Genomic DNA, 26,234 nt, shown 5'->3' with positions numbered 1-26,234 from the left:
CGGCGCGCGAACTGATCGACCCCGCGGGCCGCAGCGATTCCACCGCGCATAACTCCATCGGCTCGCACCCGTGGCCGTTCTCCAGGCCATGCGCCGGAGGATCGAGCGTCGCCTCTGCTAGGTAGGCTCGTAGCGGCCGTTGGGCCGGTCGAATCGCTTTATCGACTCCCCGCGCGGGCACAGTGGTGTTCTGGGGGCTAGAGAACGCAACAGTGGCCCGATCAAGTGCCGACGGCATATCAGCCTCACCATAATGAAAGGCCGCACACGTGGACGCTTCTGAACTCAACTCCGCCGTCGGCCAGGGGCTCGAGCAGCTTGGGTTGGGGCTGAGCTCTGTCGTGGAGGGTGCGTTCGCCGAGGCGGTGCCCGGTGTCGGGTGGACTCGGATCATCGAGGAGAAGGACCGCACGGCCGGGATCGGGCACGGGCGGTACTCGGCGACCGACGTGTCGCTGATGCTCAGGGCGATGACCGAGCGGATCGGGGAGCTGGGGTACCCGTTCGACCGCGTGCTGTCGCGGAGCGCTCGTGGGTACGCGAGTGAGCTTCGGGAGGTTCGGAATGCCTGGGCCCATAACGCGGGGTTCACGGAGCAGTCGGCCTATCGGGCGTTGGACTCGATGCAGTTGTTGTTGGAGAGCGTCGGGGCCGCGGAGCAGGCTGCGGTTGTGGGGGAGTTGAAGGGGCGGGTGTTGAGCCCTTCGACAAGCTCAGGGACCGACGGAGCCAGTGAGCAGAGCGCCGCAGGCTCCTTGTCCGCCGAAGGTGCCGCAGGCCCGTCATCCGTCTCCATCCGCGTCAGCGCGACGCCGACGCTCAGCTACGCGATGGCGCACTGCAGCATCGCGGTGATCGACGAGATCGTCCTCGAGAACCACGGCGGGGAACGCCGGGCGGCGTCCGTCGAGATCGACGTCGTCACCGCCGACGGCGCCCTCGCCGACACCAAGGTGCTTTTCGCCGACCTCGGCGAAGACCGCACCACCCTCCTCCGCAGCCCCGAGGTCCTCCTCGACCCACGCCGCATGCTCCTCGTCGAAGAGCAGCGCCCCGGCGTCATCCGCGTCACCGTCCGCGACGCCGCAGGCACCCAGCTCGGCACGGTCGAGAGCCCCGTCACCGTGCTCGCGTCCAACCAGTGGATCGCCGCACCCGTGCAACTCGGCCTCGAACTCCTCGCCGCCCATGTGCAGCCCAACGCCCTCGTCGTCAGCGAGCTCATGCTCGAAGTCTCCGACCTCCTCGACCAGCAGACCGGCAACAGCTCCCTCGCCACCTACCAACTCGACGACCTCGCCCGCATCGACGCCATCGTCTCCGCCGTCTGGGACGCCGCCCGCGCCCGCGACATCCGCTACGCCGAACCGCCCGCCAGCTGGGGCCAGAGCGGCCAGAAGGTCCGCACCCCCGAGGAAGTCCTCACCGGCCACCTCGGCACCTGCCTCGACACGACGATCCTGCTCGCGTCCGTCCTCGAAGCCATCGGCATCCACCCCCTCCTCTGGCTGCTCAAGGACCACATCTTCCTCGGCTACTGGCGCGTCCAGACCACCCTCGACGTCGTCGCCAGCACCGACGTCTCCGAAGCCGTCAACTCCCTTGAACTCGGCCGCATCGGCGTCGTCGAGACCACCATGCTCACCGGCACCTCCGCCACCTTCGCCGAGGCCTCCCGCCGGCCCCACACCGACCACCTTGCTGGCTCTCTCGACGACTTCATCGGCGTCACCGACGTCGTCCAGGCCCGCCTCCGCAAGATCTACCCGCTGCCCAGCCGCCGCATCAACGCCGAGGGCGAACCCGTCGTCACCCTCTACCAGGCACCCGAAGCCCGCGCCCTCACTCAGGACGCCCCGGCCACCGCCGAGTCGACCGCAGCCGGCCACGGCCCCGACGTCCCGAAGCGCGTCTCCACCTGGAAGAACGCCCTCCTCGACCTCAGCCTCCGCAACAAACTCATCAACTACACCGACCGTTCTGGCTTCGAGCTCGCCGTCCCCGGCCCCGCGCTCGGCCGCCTCGAGGACAGCATCAACCACGGCACCCCGCTCACCCTCGTCGCCTCCGACACCGTCGCGACGATCGACCAGCAGCGCGGCATCCGCTTCGGCCGCGACCTCGACGAGAGCGACCGCATCACCTTCCTGGAGGACAAGAAGAGCGCCTTCATCGACGTCACCGAGGCCGCCTACCCGACGAAGCTCCGCGCGCTCGCCTACAAGGCCAAGACGATCGTCGAGGAGACCGGCGCCAACAACCTCTACCTCGCGTTCGGCATGCTGAGCTGGCGCTTCGGCGACCGCGATCTCCGCTCACCCCTCGTGCTCGTGCCCGTCACGCTCACGACCACGAGCCGCGGCTCCTCCTACCGTCTCACCCTCGACGAGTCGGGCTCCTCCACGCCCAACTACTGCCTGCTCGAGAAGCTTCGACTGAGCTTCGGCCTCGAGATTCCCGGACTCGCGAACCCCGTCGAGGACGGCTCCGGCATCGACCTCCCGGCCGCGTTCACCGCCGTGCGCCAGGCGATCCTCGACGCCGGCCTGCCGTTCCGCGTGGAGGAGACGGCGTCGCTGTCGATCCTCCAGTTCGCGAAGTACCGGCTGTGGAAGGACCTCGATGAGAACTGGGAGACCCTCGCCTCCAACAGCCTCGTCGACCACCTCATCAACTCGCCGCTCGAGGCCTACGCCGACCCGACGCCCGCACAGACCGACACCGACCTCGACCGCCTCGGCCTCGACTGCCCGGTCGCCGCCGATTCCTCCCAGCTCGACGCCGTCGCCGAGGCGGTCGCCGGGCGCACCTTCGTGCTCGAAGGCCCTCCCGGAACCGGCAAGTCGCAGACCATCACCAACCTGCTCGCCCGCTCGCTCGCCGAGGGCAAGAAGGTCCTGTTCGTCGCCGAGAAGCGTGCGGCGCTCAACGTCGTGAAGCAGCGACTCGAAGACGTCGGACTCGGCGCGTTCTCCCTCGACCTCCACGACAAAGGCGCCAGGCCGAACGTCGTCCGTGCGCAGATCAAGACCGGCCTCGACCTCCGCACCAAGGCCGACATCGACGCGCTGAGCACCAACCGCGAGCTGTCCGAGTCCGGCCTCCGCACCCTCACCCGCTACGCCGATCGCCTCCACGAGGTCAACGCCGCCGGCTTCTCCCTCTACTCCGCGCGGAGTCGCCTGCTCGCGATGGATCACGACCTCGTCCCGATGGCGATTCCCGAGCCGCTCGTCGCCGCCGGAACGTCCGAGGCGTTCGAGGAGCTGCGGCAGGTGTTCCGCGACCTCCCCGAGCGCTCCGACCTCGCGCGGCCGAGCACGACGCACCCGTGGGCGTTCCTCGACGGCCCCTCGGCTCCCGGGCTGGACGCCGCGACCGTGCAGCAGGCCGCACGCGCGCTGGACGCGGCCCTTGCAGCGACGCTCGACGACGGCCTCCCGATGGACGCCCTGCGTCTCGCGTCGCGACCCGACCTCCTCGGCCTCTGGTCGACCGCCGTCGCCGCACCGCGCCTGCCCATCGGCGCGCTGATGGCTGGAACCAGGCCCGAGGACTTCTCCCGGCTCGACGAGGCCCTCGCGGCCGCCGAACAGCTCCGTGACGCCCAGGCCGAGTGGCGCTCGACCTTCACACCCGCCATCCTCGACCGCGACATCGCCGGCCCGCTCCACGCCGCCGAACAGGCCGCGGCGTCGAGCTTCTTCGGTCGCAAGAAGCGGCTCCGGGCCGCGCTCGCGCAGCTGAGCGACGTCCTCGCCGTCGATGCCACCGTATTCAAGGTCAAGCAGCTCGTCCCGCAGCTCACCGAGGCGAAGGCGGCCCAGGATCGCCTCGTCCAGCTGCGCGGCACGCTCCGGTCCACCGCCCTCCCGCTCGTCGGCGACCGCTGGAACCCGCTTATCGAGCCGACCCAGCCCGTCCGCGAACTCCTCGGCTGGTACCGCTGGCTGTCGGAGGGCTTCCGCCTCCCGGGCACGCCCGACGACGCGTTCATCACCGCCGTCCGCGACCACTACGCCACGACCCAGCCGTCGCAGCAGGCGGCCCAGGCGCTGACGACGCTCGCGAGCACCTGGAGCGACTTCCTGCGCACCGCGTCCGTCAGCACCGAGCGCCTGTCGGCGTGGTCGGGTGGCGAGGGCTTCCTGCAGGCCTGGTGGTCGACGCGCGACGCCCGCCGTCTCGACGCGGCCGAGCCGGTCGTCCTCGAACGCTGGCTCGACCTCGTGCGGGTCATCGAACCGCTCCGCACCCACGGACTCGACGACGTCCGTGCCGCAATCCTCGCCGGTCGCATCGAGACCGAGGACGCGACACTCGCCTTCGAGAAGGGCCTCGCACAGGCGTCGATCGACGAGCGCGAGCGCACCACCACGCTCGACGCCTTCGACGCCACCGCCCACAACCGCAGCGTCACCCGCTTCACCACGAGCGTGAAGGCCGTGCGTGAGGAGCTGCCGCGCGCGATCCCGGCGTCGGTGCTCGGGCTGCGGACGTTCAGTTCGCAGTCGGAGAGCGGTCAGGTCGGCGGGCTGCGTCGGCAGATCGACCGTCAGCGCGGCGGCATGAGTGTCCGTGCGCTGCTCGAGAACTTCGGCGAGCTCATCACGCAGATCATGCCGTGCACGCTCGCGAGCCCCGAGTCGGTCGCGCGGTTCTTCCCGGCCGCTGCCGAGCTGTTCGACATCGTCGTGTTCGACGAGGCGTCGCAGATCCGGGTCGCCGACGCGATCGGGGCGATGGGGCGTTCGCGTTCGGTCGTCGTCGTTGGCGACAGCAAGCAGATGCCGCCGACGACGTTCGCCGAGGCCGGCGCGACGATCGACGACGACGCCGACGTCACGAGCGAGGTGCTGCAGGACGAGGAATCGATCCTCTCCGAGTGTGTGCAGGCTCGGGTGCCGAGCAAGTGGCTGTCGTGGCACTACCGCAGCCAGGACGAGTCGCTCATCGCGTTCTCGAACCACCACTACTACGACAGCCAGTTGTCGTCGTTCCCGGCGCCGTTCGCGGGTGCGGGCGACGGTGGGGTGGCGGGTCACGGGCTGGCGTTCGTGCGGCTCGACGGGCAGTTCGAGCGGGGTGGCCGCGGCAAGTCGCTGCGGACGAACCCGGTGGAGGCGCAGGCGATCGTCGAGGAGATCTCGCGCCGCTTCGAGGCCTCGCCGGACGAGACGCCATCGCTCGGGGTCATCACCTTCAACGCGCAGCAGCGGACGCTCATCGAAGACCTGCTGCGTGACAGTGCCGACCCGAGGATCGCGCTGGCGCTCGACGAGCAGGACGGTCTCTTCGTCAAGAACCTGGAGAACGTGCAGGGTGACGAGCGCGACACGATCCTGTTCTCGATCGCGTTCAGTGCGAACGAGAAGGGCGTGATCCCGTTGAACTTCGGGCCGCTCACGCGGGCAGGTGGCGAGCGGCGGTTGAACGTCGCGGTGACGCGGGCTCGGCGACAGGTGGTGTTGTTCGCGAGCTTCGACCCGTCGGAGCTGCGGGCGGAGCAGACCTCGTCGATCGGCATCAAGCACCTGAAGGCATACCTGGAGCTGGCGCAGCGGGGGAGCGAGGCCGCCGGCGAGGACGGTCGTCGTCAGGCGATCATCGACCGCCACCGCGACGAGATCGCCGACGAGCTCCGCTACGCCGGGCATGCCGTGCGGACGGATGTCGGCTTGTCGGACTTCCGGGTCGACATCAGCATCGCTACGGAAGCGGAGCCGGACCGACCGTTGGTGGCGGTGCTCCTCGACGGGGCGTCATGGCGTGAGCGTCGGACGGTCGCGGACCGTGACGGGCTGCCGGTCGAGGTGCTGAGCGGCTTGATGCGGTGGCCGGGCGTCGAGCGTGTGTGGTTGCCGGAGTGGTTGCACCACCGCGAGGATGTGCTGGACCGGTTGGTCGCGGCGGTTGAGGCTGCGGCTGAGCGGGCTGCTGCGGGGAGTGCGGTGCCGGAGGTGTCGGCTGGTGCGGAGTCGGAGGCGACTGATGCGTCGGTTGCCGATGATGCCGATGTCGCTCCCGATGCCTCGGATGAGCCCGCGCCGGTTCGCAGCGCTCGAGTGCGTGAGTGGTCGGAGCGGCTGGCGTCGCTGGAGACCCTGTCGGAGTTCCGCGACCGCAAGGTCGGTTCGGCGCAGCCCGTCGAGGCGGTGCCGGAGGCGGACACGTCCGCGCGCCACCCGGAGCTCTCGGAGTACGAGCCCTGGGACGCACCCACGCTGGGTGGGATCGAAGTGCTCGACCGGTTGCCGGGCCGTCAGTCGGTCGTCGCGGTGCAGGGTGCGATCCGTGCTGCGGTGGAGGCCGAGGGGCCGATCCACGTGACGCGTCTGGCCAAGCTGGTCGCGGGTGCGTTCGGTCTCGACCGGGTGGTGGGTTCGCGGGCGAAGTCGATCCTCGACAAGGTCCCGTCCGAGTTGCTGGGCCGCTCCGACGAGCCGTTCGCCTGGCCGACGTCGATCGACCCGCTCACCTGGCGCGGAGCCCGTCAGTCCTCGGCCGAAGCGGCCCGAGCGATCGAGCACATCTCCCTGGTGGAGATCGCGAACGCGATGGCGATCGCAGCGGAGGAATCCGCCGGTCTCTCGCCCGACGAACTCCGCCGCGAGACCCTCGCGATCTTCGGTGGCAAGCGAGTCACCGCCGCGATCGGAGCCCGCCTCGACGAGGCCCTCGAGTTCGGGCTGGCCTCGGGGAGATTGGCGCGGAGCGGGCTGGACACGATCGTCCCCCTCCACACCCCCTGAGGCGGCACGTGCCCGCTCTCGCGGCACGTCCTGCAAGGCGCGCCGCGAGGGCTCGGGCGTGCCCTCGGGAAGCGGCGCGGTTCGCCTCTCTCGGTCGTGAGCGCCCCACGAATCTCTGCCCGGAAGGGCCGCGCTACTGGCGACCGTCGCGCACGAAGCTGGTGAGTCTTCCAAGGAGCGGTTCAGAGACGTCGGGAACATATCCTGGCTCAAGTCCGTGTTCCCGCATGTACTTCAACGCGCGCTCGACGGACTCGATCTTGCGTTTGAGATCTTTCAAGCCGGGAGCATCCCCGTCCGAGAACTCGTCGAGCCGTTCATGTTCCCGCCGGACTTCGATCTCCGTTTCGGCGAGCACCCTCCACGTCGTCGGGTCCGAATCGAGGTGCTGCAATTCGCGAAGGATCTCGGCCGCGAGGCGGCGTTCGATCACCGCTTCGAACGTCTCCGCCGAGGTTCCTGGGCTCGCGAGCCCGAAGGCGATCCCGCCGCCGCCGGCAGTCACCAGGGTGCCGGCGGTCAACAGCCCTCCGACCATTCCGCCAGGTCCGAAACTGGCGAGCGCGCTGGTGATGACGGCGGCTCCGGCGAGACCCGGAGCGGCCGCCAGAGCGATGCCTCCGGTAGCGACGACGATCGCCGCTGCCCCGACTCCGATCGCACCCCACTTGAGCCAATTCACTCCGCGCGCCCCACCGAGTGCACTCTTTGCCCGTTGACCGGCATCGAACACGGCAGTGCCGAACTGGCTTCCGAGGCCCATCTCGGCTGCGAGGTCCCGCATCGCGGCCTTCCAAAGGTCCCTCGAGATGTCGATCTCGAATGGTCGAATGACATTCTCCGACGCGAGGACGGTCAGGAGGACGACCGCCTCATCCTTCGGGATCTGAAAACTCGGGCGAGCTTCCGGAATGGCCGCTTCAGCATCTGCGAGGTCGAATGCGAGTCTTGCGATCGCTGCTGGCACGGGGCGATTCTCGCCCGCGTTCCGCTGAGCAATCTGGTCGACGGTCGCCGCCTGTACGTGCCTCAGCGCCCCCTCGTAACGGTTCTGCTTGTCCTGATCGTTCTTCAACATCGGGGTGACGAGATGGGCGTACCGGAGCGCGAGAAGCGCAAGCTGCTCCGAGAAGTCCAGCGGGATAGCCGGGGCGTTGTCGAACACATCCACTTCGCGCGACTTCGACCCGAAGACCGCGTAGCCGATGCTCTCCGCGACGGTCGGGTTGGCGAGGTAGGCCGTCGCGTCGTGCGCGGGGACCCCGAGATGTCCGGTGTTGATTCCCAGGTCGATCAGCCACGGGAAGACCGAGCTGAGTCCCCGATGTGCGGCCACCGGATCGCCGAAGTTCCAGAAGTTCACCCACCAGGCGAGGTTCACCGGTGGCTCGGAGAGTGATGCTCGTAGCTTGTCGACGTCGAATCCGCCATGCGCCAGTGGGCTGCCGATCGTCACCATGCCGACCACCTCCAACTCGTGAGGCAGGCGACGGAGAAGGTCGGCGGCGATGACGGAACCGAGGCTGTGGCCGACGATGACGATCGGCCCGGAGTCCGGGAGCTGGGCGAGGATTCGGTTCAGGATATGCGCGCGAATCTGTGCGTCAGAGAGATACAGCCGGGCCTGCGCGAGGAATGGCAGGACAAGCCCGGCACTGACGGCCGCGTTGACGACGTGCCCGAATTCTGGCGTGACGTGTCCGGGATGATGCCGTCCGAGTCGATACTCGAGAGCTCCCATGCGGCGCTCGAAGTCGCGCCGGTTCTTCCTCGCGGCATCGCGGGTGGGCTGCTTGACCTTTTCGCCCGGCATCGGTTCTTTGTCATCCCAACCCTTCAACGCATGGGAGTACTGGGGAGCTACGACGTTGACGGCCGACAGGTCGGGGTAACCGATGTTTGCCAGCGCCGCATTCAGCGAGGTCTTCCAATTGCCTTGAAGGTCGCCAGCGCCAACTCCATGGAGGAGGAGCAAGGTAGGGGTGTTCGACACGGATGTCTCCAAACGATTGAGATGTGAACGGCTGAGGGCTTCGGGCTCGGAGCAGATCAAACCGCCCGGGCGCCGATGTCGCGCAGCACGGCGGAGGACGCTCGAACGCCGTCCATTGCGCCCTGGATCGTCGCCGGGTCACCTCCCGAGACTGCGGTCGTCAGCGCGTCGACGCTCGTCTCGAGCCCGACGAGGGCCGGCGCCCACTCGGCTGCGACCGACGATGGCACGTCGAGCGACTGGAGCTGCCCGAGGTTGAAGCTGATCTCAACAGTGTTGGAGAGGAGCCGCCAGGTGCCGCCCTCGGCCAGCGTGGTGACCATGTCGTCGAGGTCCTTGTCGATGTCGGCGGTGTGCTTGTTCGCGCCCGCCTGGAACGCGGCGACATCGACCACGGCCGGTGCAGTGGGCTCGGCAATGGGCTCGACAGTCGCGGTCGGAAACGGTGTCGGAGTTGCTGTCGGCGTCTGGGTTGCAGTCTGCGCGACGGCGACCGGCTCGCTCCGTCCGCCGTTGATCGCGTTCGAGACGCCACCGACGAGCAGGAGCGAACCGACGACAGAGCCGGCGATGATCCAACCCTTCGCTTTGCCGCTCATGCCGGATGTGGTGCCTGGCTGTGCGGCGTACGGCGACGGAACCGTTCCGGCGGCGAACGCGGGCGGCGCGGACTTTTGCAGCTGGAGCGGCTGGCTGGCGAGCAGAGCGGTCGCCGCCTGCTGCGGAGGTGCGACCGCGGCGGGCGCGGTGTGGGTGGTCCATGAGGCACCGTCCCAGTAGCGCTGTTGTGTCGGGTCCGCGTAGTCGGGGTACCAGCCGGCGGGCGTGGCAGAGGGTGGGGTGGTCGAGCTCATCGGAACGGTCCTTGCATCGGGTCAACGCGACCCGCAGCGGCATCGGATCATCGACGGCAGGTGACGGACCCGCGAACCGGGCCAAGCACAGTCTGGCGGGGGAGGGGCGGGGGTCATCAGTCCCAGAATGGGTCACGCGCCCGAGTTGTGGAAAGGTAGCGCAGGTGGATCGACGAGCCTGGCATCTCCCGGCCAGCATCGACCACTCCGACTTGACCCGATGGAGAGTGACCTTCGCATGGCTGAACCGTCACCTGAAACGGATTCCGGGGGAAACCCACCCGCGCCGCTGAAGTTCACGCAAACGACGGCGGGGCGGTTTCTGATGGCATTCTCGATCATCGCTGCGATCGGTGCGATCGTCGTCGTCAGCGTTGTGGTCGGCGGATCGCGTCCTCCAGCAGCCGTGCAATCGAACAGCCAGTCGTCGGTGCAGTCGCCGCCAGCTGACGCTCCTTCGCTGCAGACTGCAGATGATCCGATAGAACAAGCACGCGAGGTGGTTGGCGGCTCGTACTCCTCCGAGCGAATGCAGCAGGCGACCGCCGCGGCGCTGGTCGCAACCGGTACGCCGGTCACGAGCGACAACTTCTCCAGAGCTTGGAGTTCAGTCCTCGCTGTCACCGACAAGCTCGGTATCGAGCCGATGGAGGTCATGCTGTGCGTGCCAGAGCTCGCTTCCTCCGAATCGGGCCTCACCTTTCCAGAGGTCGCTGCGCTCTGTGCCAGTGAGATCTATCTCGGCAAGCGGTGACGGGAGGCAACGATGGTCCTCCCGAGTGAACAAAAAATCCCCCAAGTGCGCTTCAACGAGAGGCGTGGGGGATGTGGTGAGTGAAGCCTAGCATTCAGGCGCTGACGGTGGGGCGGCGGCGTTGAGGCTGTGCAGAGCGTTGACCACAGGATCCGCGACCACCTCGACCTTGAATCCCGCCTCGTTCTCGAGCCAGCCCGCGTAGTGCTGCTGGCCACCGGCGTGCGGATAGCGATCCTGGTACAGCGGTCGCCAGCCGTGTTCGGGGCCCGCCGCCATGATCGCGTCGACAGCATCCCGCCTGCCTCCGCGGAACGCGAGATGGTTCACGCCCGGCCGTCGCCGATCGTGCGACTCCGCACTGAGGTTCGGCGACGCCGTCAGCGTGACGTAGGTGTCGCCGGCCTCCCAGGACTCGCCGCCCGGCCACTCGCTCTCCTGGGAGAACCCGACACGAGACAGCAGCCATGCCCAGCCCGCCTGCTCCGCCTCGACGTCCGCGAGCCACACCTCGACGTGATGCAAGCCGGGCCCGACCGGCGCCGACGGACGCTCCCGCTGCAGCGCATCAGCTCCGTCCTGCAGGCGCTCCAGCGTCCCCGCCACCGCGACCCGCGCGAGCGCATGCGGACGCGCGAGCACGTCGATGTTGCGCGCGATCCGCACGTCCTCGAGCGGCACCAACACCAGCCGTGGGTCGGCCCGCGGTGCCGTGTACCTCGGGAACAACGCCAGCAGCTCCCCGCCCACGATGAGCGACGCCGCCAGGTGGTAGTCGTTCACCCGATGCGCGCGATGGAACCGCACGCCCGCCGTCGCCTCGACCACCCCGAGCGCGACATCAGGCGCGAAGCCCGCGTGGGCGGCGATCCACGACTCGTCCGCGAGCTCGACCGCCGACACCGACGACCGGCCAGCGAGCGGATGGTCCACCGACATCGCCACATCGAACGGCTCGCTCAACAGCGTCGTCACCGACAGCTGCTCCGACGGCCACGGCTCGTCATGGTCCATCCGGTGCGCGATGACGAGGTCGTACTGATCGACGAGCTCGGCGAACTCCGGTTGCGCGACATCATGCTCGCCGAACACCAGCGACGGTCCACCCTCAGCGTCCTCCAGCAAACCCGGCAACAACGCCTGTCCGGCACTCTGGAACGCCGCCACCCGCACCCGCGCGCCGGTGTCGCCGCCGTACTCGCGCACCGTCTCGGCCGCACGGTCGATCAGCGTGTGCACCGTCCCCGCCATCTCGGCCAGCGCCATACCCGCCTCGGTCAGACGGATCTCCCGCCCCACCCGATACGTCAGCGCGACGCCGAGCTCGCGGTGCAACGCGGCCAGCTGCTGCGAGATCGCCGGCGCCGTGACATGCAAGTGCCGCGCGACCGCCGCGATCGTCCCGCGCTCGGCCAGTTCGCGCATGATCCGCATCTGAGAGAGATTCATCAGCTCAAGCTAACTGGTCGCGTGGAAACCCTCAATATTCGTGACGGATCGATCTGGCTACGTTGGTCACCAGGACAGCGCAACGACGCCCGTCCGCGACAGCCGGCACCACCGGCCGCCGCCGCTCCCGCAGGAAGGAACGCCGTTGCTCGCCCTCTGGAAACGACCCGACACCGCCGGTTTCGAACTCGTCGAGCGCGCGATGCCGGCAATGGGTTCCGACGACGTCCTCATCCGCGTCCACCGCACCGGCATCTGCGGGACCGACCTCCACATCGAGTCGTGGGACCCGTGGGCGGCCGGCGCGGTCGACGCCCCGCTCGTCCCCGGCCACGAGTTCTCCGGTGAGGTCGTCGAGGTCGGCAGCCGCGTCGAGGGGATCCCCGTCGGCGCAGCGGTCTCCGGTGAGGGGCACCTCGTCTGCGGCACGTGCCGCAACTGCCGCTCCGGCCGCCGCCACCTCTGCCGCCACACCCGCGGCCTCGGCGTCAACCTCGACGGCGCTTTCGCCGAGTACGTCGTCCTGCCGGCCACCAACGTCTGGGTCCACGGCGACCAGGTCACCCCCGACCTCGGCGCCCTCTTCGACCCCCTCGGCAACGCCGTCCACACGGCGCTCAGCTTCCCGATCCTCGGCGAAGACGTCCTCATCACCGGCTGCGGCCCCATCGGTCTCATGGCCATCGCCGTCTGCCGGGTCGCCGGGGCACGCAACATCGTCGCGACCGACGTCGTCGCCGACCGCCTCGAGAAGGCCCTCGCCGTCGGGGCGGACCGCGTGGTCGACGTCTCGAAGGAACGGGTCGCCGACGCCCAGGCCGAGCTCGGCATGCTGGAGGGCTTCGACATCGGCCTCGAGATGTCCGGACAGGCCGCCGCCGCCAGCGAGCTCATCGAGAACCTCAACACCGGCGGCAAGGTCGCGCTCCTCGGTCTGCCCTCGACGAACATCGAGATCGACTGGACCAAGGTCATCACCCGCATGATCACCATCAAGGGCATCTACGGCCGCGAGATGTTCGACACCTGGCACCACGCGAGCGCGATGGTCGACCACAGCCCCGAGCTCCGTAACGCCCTCGAGTCGCTCGTCACCGCACGCTTCCCGCTCGCCTCGTGGCAGGACGCCTTCGACACCGCGCGCGGGGGAGCGGCGGGCAAGGTGCTCATCGACTGGACCGACACCCGCGACGTCATCATCACCGGCGTCATCGACGAACAGGCGCCGGTCGCCGCCCACGCCGCGACCGCCGCCTGAGCGACCGCCACACTCAGCTCAACCGCCCACTCGACCCCGAGGAGACGACATGTACGGCACCATCAAGACGCAGCTGCGCGACCAGCTCGACCGCATCGAGGCCGACGACCTCACCAAGCGCGAGTTCGCGATCACGTCCCGCCAGGGCAGTCACGTGACGATCGACGGCCGCGAGGTGCGGAACTTCTGCGCCAACAACTACCTCGGCCTCGCCAACGAGCCGTCGATCGTCGACGCCGCCAAGCTGGCGCTCGACGAGTGGGGCTACGGGCTCGCGAGCGTCCGCTTCATCTGCGGCACCCAGCAGATCCACCGCGACCTCGAGCAGGAGCTGAGCGCCTTCCTCGGCACGGAGGACACCATCCTGTTCTCCTCCTGCTTCGACGCGAACGGAGCGGTCTTCGGGGCGCTGTTCGGCGAGCACGACGCGATCATCTCCGATGCACTCAACCACGCGTCGCTCATCGACGGCATCCGTCTGAGCAAGGCCCGCCGCCTGCGCTACCGCAACCGCAACATGGCCGACCTCGAGCAGCAGCTCATGAACGCCGCCGACGCGCGTCGCACCGTCATCGTCACCGATGGCGTGTTCTCGATGGACGGCTTCTACGCGCCCTTGGATGAGATCTGCGACCTCGCCGACCGCTACGGCGCGCTCGTCCTCGTCGACGACTCGCACGCCGTCGGCTTCGTCGGCCCGGGTGGTCGCGGCACGCCGGAGTTGTTCGGCGTGCAGGACCGCGTCGACATCCTCACCGGCACCTTGGGCAAGGCGCTCGGTGGTGCGTCGGGCGGGTATGTGAGCGCGAAGCAGGAGATCGTCGACGTGCTGCGGCAGTCGGGCCGGCCGTACCTGTTCTCGAACAGCCTGGCGCCGTCGCTCGTCGCCGGGGCGCGTCGGGCCGTCGAGCTCGCGGCGGAGGGTGACGAGCTGCGCGAGGGACTGTTCCGCAAGGCGGACCTGTTCCGTGCCCGCATGACCGAGGAGGGCTTCCGGCTGCTGGAAGGCTCGCACCCGATCATCCCGGTGATGTTCGACGACGAGCAGCAGGCGGTGCAGGTCGCGGCGCGGATGTTGGAGCAGGGCATCTACGTGATCCCGTTCAGCTTCCCCGTGGTGCCCCGCGGCGAGGCCCGCATCCGCGTGCAGATCAGTGCCGCCCACAGCGAGCAGGACATCAAGGACTGCGTCGCGGCGTTCGTGGCGGCGCGGGGGTAGGTGCGGCGGCTACTCAGCGAGGTGATCGGCGTCGCTGGAGGCGGCCGTCGATCGAAGTCGCATGCTCAGCACGTGCCGCACCGACCCGTCTGCGCCGCGGTCGTCGTCCACGCGTCGCATGCCGATCTTCTCCGCCACGCGCGACGATGCCCGGTTGTCGGGGTGGACGATCGCGACGAGCTCTGACGAGTCCGTGTGCTCCTGGGCGAAGTCCCGACTGGCGGCGGCGGCCTCGGTCGCGAACCCTCGACCCTGCCAGGCGGGGCTCACGTGGTACCCGACCTCGAGCTTCAGCTCGCCGTTGACCCGCTGCCACGTCAGGCCACAGTCACCGACGAATTCGCCGTCGTGGTTCTCGATGATCCACAGTCCGAAGCCGTACTGTGCGTAGTTGCCCTCGTTCCAGGCGATCCACGCCGCGGCCTGCTCGCGGGTCTTCGGCGCCGGGTAGAACTGCATGACCGCGGGATCGCCGAGGAGGTTCGCCATCTCGTCGAGGTCCGTCGGCGTCATGCGCCGGAAACGGAGGTGCTCCGTGTCGTGGGGGAGCGCCATCAGCCGCGCCGCACGCTGCGCGCAGCGAACCCGTCGAGCGCTGCCAGAACGGGAGGCGCAGTCCAGAGACGGTTCCGCTGTCGCGACGAGCCGACCGTGAGGATGCCACGGTCGACGAGGGTGTCGAGGGTGTTGAAGACCGTGCGATCTGAGGCGTCGAGGTGTTCGCGCACGAGCCGACTGTTCATCACCGGATGTTCCAGTGCCAGTGCCGTGATGCGATGCGCGGCCGAATCGGCGCGGATGTCGCGCAAGGCCTGCTGCCATGCGGCCCGGATGGTCTCGATCTCCTCCACCAACGTCCGTCCGTTGGCGATCGCGAGGAACGCACCGTCGGCGAAGACGCGGACGATCGGCTCGACGTCGCCCTGCCGATAGCTGGTGAGTGCAGCGAAGTAGTCATCACGCTGCTGCAGGATGCCGGCTGAGATGGGCACAGTGACCCCGCTGGTCAGTCCGACCCGCCGGAGGGCGGCCTGCACCAGCGCTCGACCGGTGCGCCCGTTGCCGTCAGGGAACGGGTGGATGGTCTCGAACTGCGCGTGAGCGACGGCGATCGCAGCGAGCGGGAGGGGTGCCGGTCGGAGGGAGTAGGCGATGAAGTCGTCCATCGCCGCTGCGACACGGTCATGGTGCGGCGGAACGAAGTCTGCTTCATGCGGACCGAAATTGCCGCCCCCGATCCAGACCTGCTCGTCGCGATATCGGCCGGTGATCTCCGGTGCCGATGTGCCGAGGAGCTGCTCCTGCATGGCGATGATCGTCGTGTTGGAGAGCTCGTCCGATGCTGCGAGTGCTGCCTCGAGAGCTCGGACATTGGCGACGATGAGTGGCGCGTTCCCGGTGTCGCGCTCGTCCAACTCGGCCTCGGCGATCGCCTTCGCGCTGCTCGTCAGGTTTTCGATCTGCGAGCTCGACGCCGATTCGCTCCGCAGCAGGATCGACGAGAAGGGTGCGGTGACGTGACCGACCTCGCTGTCGAAACGGATGATCCGTTCCTGCGCTTCGCCCAGCAGCTCCACGAGATCGTCCGACAGACGGATGTCGAGATCGGCGATCTGTGGCGGGACCGCGGCGTCGTATGGCTGTGCGAGGAGCAGCCGCTCGCGCTTCGGCAACGAGTCGGGAGCGATACGCGACCGCCAGGGCCGCTGTTCATACGTGACAGCGGTCGTCATCGTCCCCTCCTGTTTCCCGGCCGAAGTTGCAGTTACGACAGCCGTTAGTGAAGTTTAGGCACTTATCCTTCACTAAGGAACCTTCGGGGTGCAGTTTGGACGCCGATGTCAGCGGTTTGACTCTCCCGTAGGGGGAGACGGGATGCTTGAAGCATGTTGCACATCGGAGAGTTCGCAGGCATGACCGGGTTGAGCGTGAAGGCGCTCCGCCACTACGACGAGAAGGGCGTGCTGGTACCAGCCGAGGTCGATCCCGACTCCGGCTACCGCCGCTACGGCGAGGAGCAGGTGCGCGCGGGCGTGATCGTGAAGGCCCTTCGCGATGCCGGCGTCCCCCTCGCCGCGGTGGGCCTCTCCGTCGCCGGCGCCGATCCGTCGACCGCGATCGACGTGCACCACCGCCTGGTCCTGGAGCAGCGGGAGCAGGAGGACCACGCGTTCGCGCAGGCCCGCTCGGTCGTCGCGTCGCTCGCGGCACCGGTCGAGATCGTCGAACGTGCACTCCCGCCCCAGCCCTACGTCGGCCGGGTGCTCACCGTGCCCCGCGGCGACGAGGACGCCGTGACGGACGACGACGCGAACGAGCAGTTCTCGCAGCTCTACGTCGCCCTGCAGGAGGCAGGGGCCGGTCCGACGGGCACGTTCTGGACCGCGCTCCGACCGAGTGAGCAGGGGGCGGTCGAGATCGTCTGCTGCTGGCCGACCTCGTCGCAGCTCGAACCGACGTGGGGTGGTGACGAGACCACGGTCGACGTGTTGCCCGAGCGGACCGAGCTCGCCGCGGTCTGGCGATCCGAACCGGGCGTCGAGCTCCCGGAGGGATCGACCCACCCCGCGGTGGTCGCCCTGTTCGACGCGATCGCGGAGCGCGGCATCACGATGCCGACCACCGAGCTCCGGCAGCGGGTGCTCGGTCAAACCGCCGACGAGTACACGGTCGAGGTGTCGATCACCCTGCCGTGAGGTCGCGGTCCCATCGCGCTTCCCGGGGGTGTGTCAGGCCGGGTCGTTAGGCTGGAGTCGTGGCCAACAGCAAAGATTTCGACACCCGGTACGAGCTCCGTGAGTTCCCGTTCGCGAACGGGGCCGACGGCGAACCGACCCCGGAGAGCCTGGCGGCCCTCGACGCCATCGGATTCGGCTTCCACGAGTCCACCCCGAAGCCGGAGGCGCGCAAGCGCAAGGTGAACGAGTTGATCGCCGATGAAGCGGTGCTACTCGGCGCCTACGTCCGCAAGCCGCAGCCCGGTTCGGTCGACGAGACCTGGCCCGCGGGCACCTTCTCCTGGTTCCCGAAGGCGCTCAGCTGGGGCGACGGCACCAGCATCAACACGCAGGCGATCTCCGACGTCACGGTCCGCCCGACCGAACGACGCCGCGGCATCCTGCGCCGCATGATGACGCAGGCTCTCGAGCGCGGCGTCGCCGACGGCTATGCGATCGCGGCCCTCACCGCCAGCGAGGGCACGATCTACCGTCGGTTCGGATTCGGCTCCGCGATCCGTGAGCGCAACGTCGTCGTGAAGCGCGCGAAGGCACTGCCGTTCCTCGCGCCGACGAGCGGCATCGTGTCCGTCGTCACGCCCGAGTACCTGGTCGACGGCGTCGCACGACAGGTGTTCGACCGCTTCGACGAGCGCTCGATCGGGTCCATGGTCCGCAACACCGGATCGTGGCCGCTGGTCCTCGGCACGCTGGGTCGCGACGGCGAACCGGCGAAGGACACCCGCGCTGCCGTGCACCGTCCCGCCGACGGCGAGGAGGTCGACGGCTACGTCACGTGGCGCATGGTCGAGCAGCCCGGCGGACAGACCGGCATCGAGATCATCGACCTCGTCTACGCGACCGACGCGGCCTACCTGTCGCTGTGGGAGTTCCTGCTCTCCATCGACCTCAACGACGTCGTGAAGTACAACCGCGCGCGCCTCGACGACCCGATCGTGGCGGCCCTCGGCGACAACCGGGCCTACGACATCGAGCACGAAGAGGACCACGTGTGGCTGCGCGTCCTCGACCTCCCGGCCGTCCTCGCGTCGCGTCCGTTCGCGGTCGACGGCTCGTTGACGATCGCCGTCACCGACGCGCTCGGCTACGCGGCGGGCACCTTCCGCCTCGAGGTGACCGGTGGTCGCGGCACGGCGACGAAGCTGAGCGACGAGACCGACGCTGCCGGCGCCGACCTCGCGCTCGACGTCGCCGACCTCGGTTCGCTCCTGCTCGGCGCGGTCTCCCCGGTGTCGCTCGCCGCAGCCGGTGTGCTGCAGGCGGCCGACCCTGCTGCACCGCTCCTGCTCCGATCGATGCTCCAGACGCCGCGTGCGCCGCACGGGATCACCTTCTTCTAGGCGTTCCCGAACGGCGGACGTCGCGCCGTCGCGGATCAGTCGCGCTGCTCGATGAGGGTGAGTTGCGTGCCGTCCGGGTCGATGAGGAATCCGGCCCGGAGTCCCCAATCCTGCATCCGGACCGGGTGCAGGCGAGGCGCGCCGACGGTCGCCTCGGCGACTCCTGAACGTCGGATGGCGTCGTAGAGCTCGTCGACGTCGGCCACGCGCAGACAACACATGAAGTTGCTCGACGCGGGGTCGAGGTCGGGTGCCGGGAAGAACTCGAGCTGCAGACCACCGCGGACGAGGATCAGCCAGCCCTCGTCGCGGAACGCGCGCTCGAAGCCGAACGCCGAATAGAACGTCTCCGTCGCGTCGAAGCTGCGTGACGGCAGGTTCGGTGTCGCGCGGTCGTGTCGTGTCGAGGTCATGGAGTCGATGATCGCAGCGTGACGGCCGGCTGGGAAGATCAGGCCGACGCGGTCGGTGTCGCCAGTCGTTCACGGAGAAAGGCGACCACGCGCTTGCGTGCCTCGAACGCCGGGTGGCCGTCGCGCTCGCGGACCTCGCCGGTGAGGACCGAGTGCGCGGTCTTCGAGAAGCCGGTGGCGTTACCGGGGGAGGAGTCGAGTTCGATGACCTCGAACGCGTCACCGAGCTTGGCCGCGATGGTGGCGAAGCGCTGTCGCGGGACAGCCCGGTCCTCGCTGAAGCGGAGGCCGAGTGCGCAGACAGAGCCCTGAGCCGCACGGGCTGCGACGGCGTCGAACTCGGCGGCGGACATCCCCGGGTCGACGCGGCGGGCCCGGCTGACGGGGAACGGTGTCGACGGCTGGCTCATGACGGAGGCGAGGACGTGCTCGTCGACGGCCGCCGCGAGCGCGAAACCGCCGGTGAAGCACATACCGATGACGCCGACGCCAGGACCAGGCGTGCGGCCCGCGAGGTCGGCGGCCAGTGCCCGGACGTGGTCGGCGACGGGCCGGTGGGCACCGGTCGCGAACGCCTTGAACTCGGCGGAGACGCAGACTTTGCTGACGCTCGCGAGCGTGTAGCCGATGGTCCCTTCGTGGCCAGGCGTCCCGAACGGTGACGGGATCGCGACGGTGAACCCCTCCGCGACGAGGTGCTCCGCCAACCCGAGGACCTCGGGGGTGAGCCCGGGTAGCTCGGGAATGAGCACGACGCCCGGCCCGGACCCCTTCTCGAAGCGGTCGTGCGTGACGCCGCCGCCGGTGAACGAGGTCCGCACCCAGCCGGTGAGGTCTGCGCGCGGAGCGGTGTCGGTCGTCGCATCGTCGGTCATGGGGTGAGCGTAGTCCTGGTCGCTGCGTCCGATCTGCTGGATCGTGGCACGTCCCGCCTGGGAAGCCACCTGTCGTTCACCTCCCGGTCACCGCCGCTCCTCCACCCGGCCACCCCACGCCGATGGGATGGGACACGATCCCCGTCCCTTCGTGCCCTGGAGACCCATGCCCCGCCTCAACCGTGTGTTGACGATGACCGCCGCGTGCGCCATCGGTGCAACCGCCCTCATCGCGACGCCCGCCGCCGCCATCGCCGCCCCAGCGCCGGGGCTCCAGATCAACGAGATCGAGTCCTCCGACGGCCAAGCCTCAGACTGGATCGAGTTCACCAACACCGCGACGACAGCGGTCACGCTCGACGGCTGGGTCGTGAAGGACAACAAGGACGACAAGCCCTACGCGTTCCCGGCCGGCACCGTCGTCGAGCCCGGTGCGTTCCTCGTCATCGACGACACCCAGTTCGGCTTCGGTCTCGGCAAGGAGGACTCGGTCCGCTTGTTCGACCCGACCGCCGCGATCGCTGACGAATACTCGTGGACCGCACACGCGCCGGTCACCTACGGCATCACCGCCGACCGCGCCGGCTGGGCCGAGACCACCGAGTCGACGAAGGGCGCCGCGAACGTCTTCACCGCACCCGAGGTCCCCGAGACCGACGGTGAGATCCGCATCAACGAGATCGACTCCCAGCCATCCGACTGGGTCGAGTTCTTCAACCCCGGCACGACGGCGCTCGACATCTCGCGCTACGAGATTCGCGACAACTCCGACGACCACCGCTGGCAGTTCCTGCCCGGCACGTCGATCGCTCCCGGCGAGTTCCTCGTGGTCGACGAAGCGACGATCGGCCTGGTCGGCGGCACCGAGACGCAGGGCGCGTTCCGCGACCCGATCGGCATCGGCAGCGCCGACGAGATCCGCCTGTTCGACGCGACCGGCACGCTCATCGACCGTTCTGGAACGTGGAGCGGGCACGCCGCCATCGACGGTGACTTCATCGCCGCGACGCTCGCCCGCTGCCCCGACGGTGAAGGCGACTTCACGCTCGCACGCATCACCAAGGGTGCCGCGAACGACTGCGTCCTCCCGAACGTCGCGATCAACGAGGTCGAGTCGAACAAGGACACGACCGACTGGGTCGAGATCGTCAACCTCGAGGCGGCCGCGCTGGACATCTCCGGCTGGACGCTCATGGACAACGACCCGGTGAGCCACGCCGCTGACACGACCCCGCTGCCCGCGGGCACGATCCTCGAGCCCGGCGCCTACTTCGTCTTCGACCAGAATGTGAACTTCGCGTTCGGGCTCGGCAACGGCGACACCGTCACCGTGCGGAACGCCGCCGGCGCGACGGTCGCCGAGTACACCTACGCGGCCCACGCGGACGGCGTCTTCGCGCGCTGCCCCGACGGCACGGGCGAGTTCGTCGACACCGCCGTCTCCACCAAGGGCCTGCGCAACGCCTGCGGCAACCCGGTGCGCATCAACGAGGTCGAGTCCGACGGCGGTTCGCCCGACGACTGGATCGAGCTCGTCAACCCGACGACCGCCGCGCTCGACGTCTCCGGCATCGTCGTGAAGGACGACGACGACACCCACGCCTACGCCATTCCCACCGGCACGAGCATCGCGGCCGGCGGCTACCTCGTCATCGAGCGCGCAGCCCTCGGCTTCGGGCTCGGCGGCGGCGACACGGTCCGTCTGTTCGAGGGCGACGCACTACTCGACTCGACCACCTGGGGCGAGGGACACCCGGCGAACACCTGGGGACGCTGCCCCGACGCGACCGGCGCCTTCGCTGAGACGGCCGAGGCCACCAAGGGTACAGTCAACGTCTGCGCCGGTGAGATCCCGGTCGGTCCGTGGCCCGGATCGCCCGACGTGACGGTGCTCGACACCACGCCGATGTTCCTCGAGGACAGCTCAGGACTCGACACCCAGGTCACCGCCGACGGCGCGTTCCTCTGGGCGGTCGACAACGGCACCGGCTCGTTCTGGAAGCTCGCGATCGCCGCCGACGGTTCCGTCTCGTTCGTCGACGGTTGGGAGAACGGCAAGCGCGCCCGCTTCCAGAAGGACGCGTCGAACCCGTCCGCTGCCGGCCCCGACACCGAGGGCATCACCGTCGACGGCGCAGGTTCCGTCTATGTCGGCGTCGAGCGCGACAACAGCGTGAAGGGCACGACGCTCAACGCCGTGCTCAAGGTCGACCCGAACGCGCCCGGCCCCGACGTCGTCGCCTCCCAGGAGTGGGACCTCACGGCCCTGCTGCCGACGGTCGGCGCGAACCTCGGTGTCGAGGCCGTCGAGTGGGTGGCCGACGGCGACCTCGTCGGCAAGCTCTTCGACGACAACACGAAGGCGACGTACGACCCGGCGAACTACGCGGGCCACGGTGACGGACTGTTCTTCGTCGGCGTCGAGGACACCGGCGACGTCTACGCGTTCGCACTGAACGCCGACGGCTCGGCCACGCTGATCTCGACGATCGACCCGGGCCTCCCGGCGGTCATGGCGCTCGACTACGACACGACGCTCGGCGTGCTGTGGGCCGTGTGCGACGACGGCTGCGCGGGCACCGGTGCGCAGATCACGCTGAACGGGACCGAGCAGCCGGGGATCGCTCAGGTCGAGCGTCCGGCGGGCCTGCCCAACCTCAACAACGAGGGCTTTGCGACCGCGCCGGCCTCGCTGTCGGTCGACGGTGAGCGTCCCGTGTACTGGTTCGCCGACGGCTACGCCTCGGAGGCTCTCCGTCTGGGGTCGCTGCCCGGAACGACCACGCCGCCCGTGACGCCCCCGACCGGCGGAGTCACGCCACTGCCCGGGACGAGCCTGACCGAGGCCAACCGTGGTGCGATCATGCTGGCGGACACCGTGCGGCGGGGCGAGACCGTGACGGTCGGTCTCGAGGACCGCTTCGCGACCACGGCCGTCGAGGTGTGGCTGTACTCGACCCCGGCCCGGATTGCCAGCGGCACGACGAACACCGCCGGTGACCTGCTGGCGACGATCCCGGCCGACGCGACGCTGGGCGACCACCGGGTCGCGGTCTACGCGGCGGACGGCTCGCTCATCGGTTGGACCGAGGTGCGGATCGTCGCGGCCGACGGGACGAGCGTCGACGCCGCGGCGTCGGGTGGGTCGCTCGCGACGACCGGCGCCGAGCTGCCGTTCGGCACGATCGGCGCGGGGGTCCTGCTGGTCCTCCTCGGTGGAGTCCTCGTCGCGATGCGTGCGCGTCGTCGGGCGGCCTGACCGACTGAAGGTCCGACGGCCCCGGGAGCGCACTGCTCCCGGGGCCGTCCGCGTCACCGGTCGGGCTCAAGCGGTGTGTGGTGGTGGTGCCAGCGCGGTGCTGTGACGCGAGCGCGGGTCTGGCGCGTGGGCGCGGGTCTCCGGAGGGGTGCGCTCGCGTGTGTGGGGTGCGCCCGAGCCGGGAGGCGCACGCTCGCGCCGAGTGGGGCGCGCTCGCGCCGGCGCACCGCGCTGGCGAGTTCGGTACCGGTGTCAGCGCGGTGCGCTGGGGCTGAGCGCGGGTCTGGCGCGTGGGCGCGGGTCTCCGGAGGGGTGCGCTCGCGGGTGTGGGCCGCGCCCACGCCGGGTCGGGTGAACTCGCGTCAGCGCACCGCGCTGGCAGCAGGCAGAGGACGCAGGTCGGGCCCGGGTGCGATGCTGGGTGGATGGACGAGCACGGGAGGACCGAGGGTGGCGTGACCGTCGGTCGGGCGGCGGCCGAGATCGGCGTCAGCGTGCGGACGCTGCACCACTGGGACGAGCTCGGGGTCGCCAAACCGTCCGGAAGGAACCGGAGCGGCTACCGCTCGTACCTGCCCGTCGACATCGCCCGCCTCCGACGCGTCGTGCTCCTCCGCGACCTCGGTGTCCCGCTCGCTCGCATCCCCACCCTCCTCAGCGCTCCGGCCGCCGAACGACGGGCGGAGCTCACACGGCGTCGGCGCGAACTCGGCGACACCATCGAACGACTCGAAGCCGTCGCCCGGTCCGTCGACCGCCTGCTCGAAGCCGACGAGGTCGGCGTGCTCGTCCCCGAGGACGAGCGCGAAGCGGTGTTCGGCGACGACTGGAACCCCACGATGGCTGATACCGCCCGCGCCCGCTGGGGCGACTCCGCGCAGTGGGCCGAGTACGCCGAACGGTCCGCGACCCGTACGTCGGACGACTGGCGTGCGCTGGTCGGACCCATGCGCGACCTGGTCGACGAACTCGCCGAGGCCAAGCGCGCCGGTGTCGTCGCCGGGAGCGAGACGGCGAACACCCTCGCCGAACGGCATCGCGCCGCCCTCAGCGAGTACTTCCACTGCACGCCGTCCATGCACGTGATCATCGGCCGCCTCGCCCTCACGGAGCCCGGCATGGCCGACACCTACGACCGGATCGAGCCGGGCCTCGCCGCGTGGCTCTCACTGGTCATCGACGCGAACGCACGCAACCACGGCGTGGACCCCGACACCGCCGTCTGGGAGTGAGGGGGAGCCGCCTCAGCCCAGCTCGTGGAGTGCCACCTCGATGATCGTCGCGCTCGGAACGTGCAGGGCTTCGGCGACGGTCGTCCCCGTCGCCGACAGGTACGCGTCGACGAGACGGTTGCCCGCTGCATACCCGGCACCCATCGGCAGACCGACCGGCTCGCCCCCGTATCGCAGCGCGGCTTCGTCACCGTGCACCCACGAGACGAAGTGCTGCATCCCTCCGACGTGGAGACCCTCGACGACCCGGTCGAACACCGCGTCGTCGTCGAGGTGCGCGACACCGATCGGCGTGTAGCCGGACGACCCGTGCAACTGCCGGGCGAACGCGTCCGCGAGCCCCTCCGACACCACCTGCTCACCGACCACGACGGTCGCCGGATCCCACACCACCCCACCCGGCGCGTATCGCAGGTTGTGGTTGAGTTCGTGGACGGCGGCCGCCTCGAGGCGCGCGAGGTTCTCCTCCGTCGGCCAGAGGATGAGGGAGATGAACCCGGTCGCGCTGCCGTTGCCGATGAACCCGCGGATCGACTCCATGAAGTAGCTGTCGTCGGGGTCGCCGAGGACGAGCAGGACGGTGATGTCGGGGACCACGAGGGTCGGGACCGCCGCGAGCTGGGTGGCGACCGCCGCGTGGAGCGCCCGTGAGATCCGTCCCCACGCGTCCGCCGCGACGAGTCGGTCGAGGGCGTCGACGACCCGATCCCGACTCCGGTCGATCGGGAACCCCGAGCCCATCGCGTGCATGGCGAGCAGGTCGACCTCGCCCGGGAAGTACCGGTACATGTCGGCGACGGGCTCGAGCATGGCGCGGAGTCGCGCTGGTCGTTCGACTTCCGGTGCATCGAGGACGGAACGCATGCCGCTGGCGGTGTCGAGGATCGTGATCGTCATGGTGACGACGCTAAAGCCTCACGCCGCGTGAGGGTCAAGTGCCCGACCCCGGGAAGCTGTCAGCGCGGTGCGCTGACGCCAGGGTGGTGTACCCGGCGTGGCCGCTGCACAACCGGCGTGACCGCGCCCCGCGCGCGTGAGCGCGACCCTCCGGAGACCCGCGCTCACGCGTCAGGCCCGCGGTCGCGTCAGCGCACCGCGCTGGCCCATGGCGACGGCGGGCGGAGGAGCGGGCTACCGGGAGCGCAGCACTTCGAGCGCCTGGGGCGAGAGCGGTGACCCGGCGCGCTTCGCGGCGTACAGCGCGGCGCCGATCGCCGGACCCAAGAGCGGGGTCCGGAGTTCGTACCGGGCGGGCAGCGCCGCGATGGCCTGCTCGAAACCCGACCGCACCGGCTCAGCGGAGAACACCCCGCCCGAGTACGACACCGGAACGACCTCGTCGCCGCTGAAACCGAGCTCCACGCGGGTCGCCTCGACGATCTCCGCCAGCTCCCCGCTCGCGTCGGCCAGGATCCGCCCCGCGACCTCGTCGCCCTGCTGGGCAGCAGCGACGACCGTCTTCGCGAGATCCGCGATCCGGCCACGCTGACCCTTCCAGCGGTTCATGACGACGTCGATCACATCGAGGTCGCTCGTGATCCCGACCCTCGCCCGCACGAGGTCGACGAGAGGACCGCGCGGCAGGCGACCATCGCTCATCCGCGTGAAGGCGTTCAAGCCCCGGGCGGCGATCCAGTACGCCGACCCTTCGTCGCCGAACAGCTCGCTCCACCCGCCGACCCGGTGCCCACGGCCACGGCGCTCGCCGTACGTCATGGAGCCGGTTCCGCTGATGACGTTGATGCCGTCGACGGCGCCGAGCGATCCGGCCCACCCACACACCATGTCGTTGTCGCAGGAGAACCGGTCATGACCGAGCACGTCGCGCGGCAGCGCATCGAGGTGAGCGATGTCGGAACTCACCTCGCCGTACCCGGGAAGACCGAAGAAGGCCTGATCGATGTCGGCGGTCGTGACTCCCGCCTGCCGGCACACCTCCGAGACGCCCTCGGTGAGGATGCGACCGACCAGCTCGATCCCCTCGTCGAAGTAGTAGCAGCTCGCCGTCCTCGCTTCCGCGAGCACCCGTCCGGCGTCGTCGAGCAGCATGAAGGCCGTCTTCGACCCGCCACCGTCGACGCCGAGGTACCGCGCCACG

General features: G+C 69.4%; 17 protein-coding genes and 1 pseudogene. 8 read left to right on the top strand and 10 right to left on the bottom strand.

Annotation, left to right across the window (positions count from 1 at the left end):
* Nucleotides 1-269: 269 nt before the first annotated feature.
* The gene (gene proA, locus ACQ3HE_RS15615; protein WP_430893379.1) at nucleotides 270-6,752 is read left to right on the top strand and encodes an anti-phage protein ProA; all 6,483 of its coding nucleotides are present in this window, start codon (nucleotides 270-272) and stop codon (nucleotides 6,750-6,752) included.
* A 133-nt stretch (nucleotides 6,753-6,885) separates the two neighbouring features.
* Here the strand turns inward: proA and ACQ3HE_RS15610 are convergent, their stop codons facing one another.
* Together ACQ3HE_RS15610 and ACQ3HE_RS15605 are read right to left on the bottom strand one after the other, a co-directional pair.
* Entirely contained in the window at nucleotides 6,886-8,745 is a 1,860-nt protein-coding gene (locus tag ACQ3HE_RS15610) for an alpha/beta hydrolase family protein (protein ID WP_430893378.1), read from the bottom strand.
* A gap of 56 nt (nucleotides 8,746-8,801) precedes the next feature.
* Nucleotides 8,802-9,599 carry a DUF2510 domain-containing protein gene (locus tag ACQ3HE_RS15605; protein WP_430893377.1) on the bottom strand — a complete coding sequence of 266 codons (798 nt, stop codon included), beginning with the start codon at nucleotides 9,597-9,599 and terminating at the stop codon, nucleotides 8,802-8,804.
* 238 nt (nucleotides 9,600-9,837) lie between these two features.
* On the opposite strand from ACQ3HE_RS15605, the gene ACQ3HE_RS15600 reads away from it, so the two are divergent.
* Nucleotides 9,838-10,353, top strand: a complete 516-nt coding sequence (locus ACQ3HE_RS15600; RefSeq protein WP_430893376.1) for a hypothetical protein — start codon at nucleotides 9,838-9,840, stop codon at nucleotides 10,351-10,353.
* A gap of 87 nt (nucleotides 10,354-10,440) precedes the next feature.
* On the opposite strand, the gene ACQ3HE_RS15595 is transcribed toward ACQ3HE_RS15600, so the two are convergent.
* Both ACQ3HE_RS15595 and ACQ3HE_RS15590 read right to left on the bottom strand, forming a co-directional pair.
* Nucleotides 10,441-10,917, bottom strand: a complete 477-nt coding sequence (locus tag ACQ3HE_RS15595; RefSeq protein WP_430893572.1) for a VOC family protein — start codon at nucleotides 10,915-10,917, stop codon at nucleotides 10,441-10,443.
* A gap of 24 nt (nucleotides 10,918-10,941) precedes the next feature.
* A pseudogene (locus ACQ3HE_RS15590) lies at nucleotides 10,942-11,787 on the bottom strand (LysR family transcriptional regulator); the annotation flags it as partial.
* A gap of 160 nt (nucleotides 11,788-11,947) precedes the next feature.
* Between ACQ3HE_RS15590 and tdh the strand changes: the two are divergent.
* Together tdh and ACQ3HE_RS15580 are read left to right on the top strand one after the other, a co-directional pair.
* The gene (tdh, locus tag ACQ3HE_RS15585) at nucleotides 11,948-13,060 is read left to right on the top strand and encodes an L-threonine 3-dehydrogenase (protein ID WP_430893571.1); all 1,113 of its coding nucleotides are present in this window, start codon (nucleotides 11,948-11,950) and stop codon (nucleotides 13,058-13,060) included.
* A 49-nt stretch (nucleotides 13,061-13,109) separates the two neighbouring features.
* Entirely contained in the window at nucleotides 13,110-14,279 is a 1,170-nt protein-coding gene (locus ACQ3HE_RS15580; RefSeq protein WP_430893375.1) for a glycine C-acetyltransferase, read from the top strand.
* 9 nt (nucleotides 14,280-14,288) lie between these two features.
* On the opposite strand, the gene ACQ3HE_RS15575 is transcribed toward ACQ3HE_RS15580, so the two are convergent.
* Nucleotides 14,289-14,834: a GNAT family N-acetyltransferase gene (locus tag ACQ3HE_RS15575; protein ID WP_430893374.1), complete on the bottom strand. Its 546-nt coding sequence runs from the start codon at nucleotides 14,832-14,834 to the stop codon at nucleotides 14,289-14,291.
* A complete protein-coding gene (locus ACQ3HE_RS15570; protein WP_430893373.1) occupies nucleotides 14,834-16,012 on the bottom strand; it encodes a Fic family protein in 1,179 nt (392 codons plus the stop codon). Before ACQ3HE_RS15570 ends, ACQ3HE_RS15575 begins: the two co-directional genes overlap by 1 nt.
* 153 nt (nucleotides 16,013-16,165) lie before the next feature.
* Between ACQ3HE_RS15570 and ACQ3HE_RS15565 the strand changes: the two genes are divergently transcribed.
* Both ACQ3HE_RS15565 and ACQ3HE_RS15560 read left to right on the top strand, forming a co-directional pair.
* Nucleotides 16,166-16,975 (top strand): MerR family DNA-binding transcriptional regulator, encoded by an 810-nt coding sequence (locus tag ACQ3HE_RS15565; RefSeq protein ID WP_430893372.1) that lies wholly within the window; start codon nucleotides 16,166-16,168, stop codon nucleotides 16,973-16,975.
* A 59-nt stretch (nucleotides 16,976-17,034) separates the two neighbouring features.
* A complete protein-coding gene (locus ACQ3HE_RS15560) occupies nucleotides 17,035-18,357 on the top strand; it encodes a GNAT family N-acetyltransferase (RefSeq protein WP_430893371.1) in 1,323 nt (440 codons plus the stop codon).
* Between the two features lie 35 nt (nucleotides 18,358-18,392).
* Here ACQ3HE_RS15560 and ACQ3HE_RS15555 read toward each other — a convergent pair whose 3' ends face one another.
* Nucleotides 18,393-18,770, bottom strand: coding sequence for a bleomycin resistance protein (locus ACQ3HE_RS15555; RefSeq protein WP_430893370.1), 378 nt, complete (start codon nucleotides 18,768-18,770; stop codon nucleotides 18,393-18,395).
* A gap of 38 nt (nucleotides 18,771-18,808) precedes the next feature.
* Complete coding sequence (locus ACQ3HE_RS15550; RefSeq protein WP_430893369.1) at nucleotides 18,809-19,645, bottom strand: dienelactone hydrolase family protein; 837 nt, start codon at nucleotides 19,643-19,645, stop codon at nucleotides 18,809-18,811.
* Between the two features lie 166 nt (nucleotides 19,646-19,811).
* Here ACQ3HE_RS15550 and ACQ3HE_RS15545 point away from each other — a divergent pair, with 166 nt between their 5' ends.
* Nucleotides 19,812-22,904, top strand: a complete 3,093-nt coding sequence (locus tag ACQ3HE_RS15545; protein ID WP_430893368.1) for a lamin tail domain-containing protein — start codon at nucleotides 19,812-19,814, stop codon at nucleotides 22,902-22,904.
* Between the two features lie 425 nt (nucleotides 22,905-23,329).
* Entirely contained in the window at nucleotides 23,330-24,136 is an 807-nt protein-coding gene (locus tag ACQ3HE_RS15540; RefSeq protein ID WP_430893367.1) for a MerR family transcriptional regulator, read from the top strand.
* Nucleotides 24,137-24,148: 12 nt separating this feature from the next.
* Here ACQ3HE_RS15540 and ACQ3HE_RS15535 read toward each other — a convergent pair whose 3' ends face one another.
* Both ACQ3HE_RS15535 and ACQ3HE_RS15530 read right to left on the bottom strand, forming a co-directional pair.
* Nucleotides 24,149-25,033, bottom strand: coding sequence for a DUF2268 domain-containing putative Zn-dependent protease (locus ACQ3HE_RS15535; RefSeq protein WP_430893366.1), 885 nt, complete (start codon nucleotides 25,031-25,033; stop codon nucleotides 24,149-24,151).
* A 234-nt stretch (nucleotides 25,034-25,267) separates the two neighbouring features.
* Complete coding sequence (locus ACQ3HE_RS15530; protein WP_430893365.1) at nucleotides 25,268-26,233, bottom strand: N-acetylglucosamine kinase; 966 nt, start codon at nucleotides 26,231-26,233, stop codon at nucleotides 25,268-25,270.
* Nucleotide 26,234: the final 1 nt, after the last annotated feature.

The sequence above is a fragment of the Plantibacter auratus genome, from assembly GCF_050587365.1.
GTDB classification, from domain to species: Bacteria; Actinomycetota; Actinomycetes; order Actinomycetales; family Microbacteriaceae; genus Plantibacter; species Plantibacter auratus.
The sequence above is the reverse complement of the archived record's forward strand: the minus strand, read 5'-3'. Positions and strand labels throughout refer to the sequence as shown.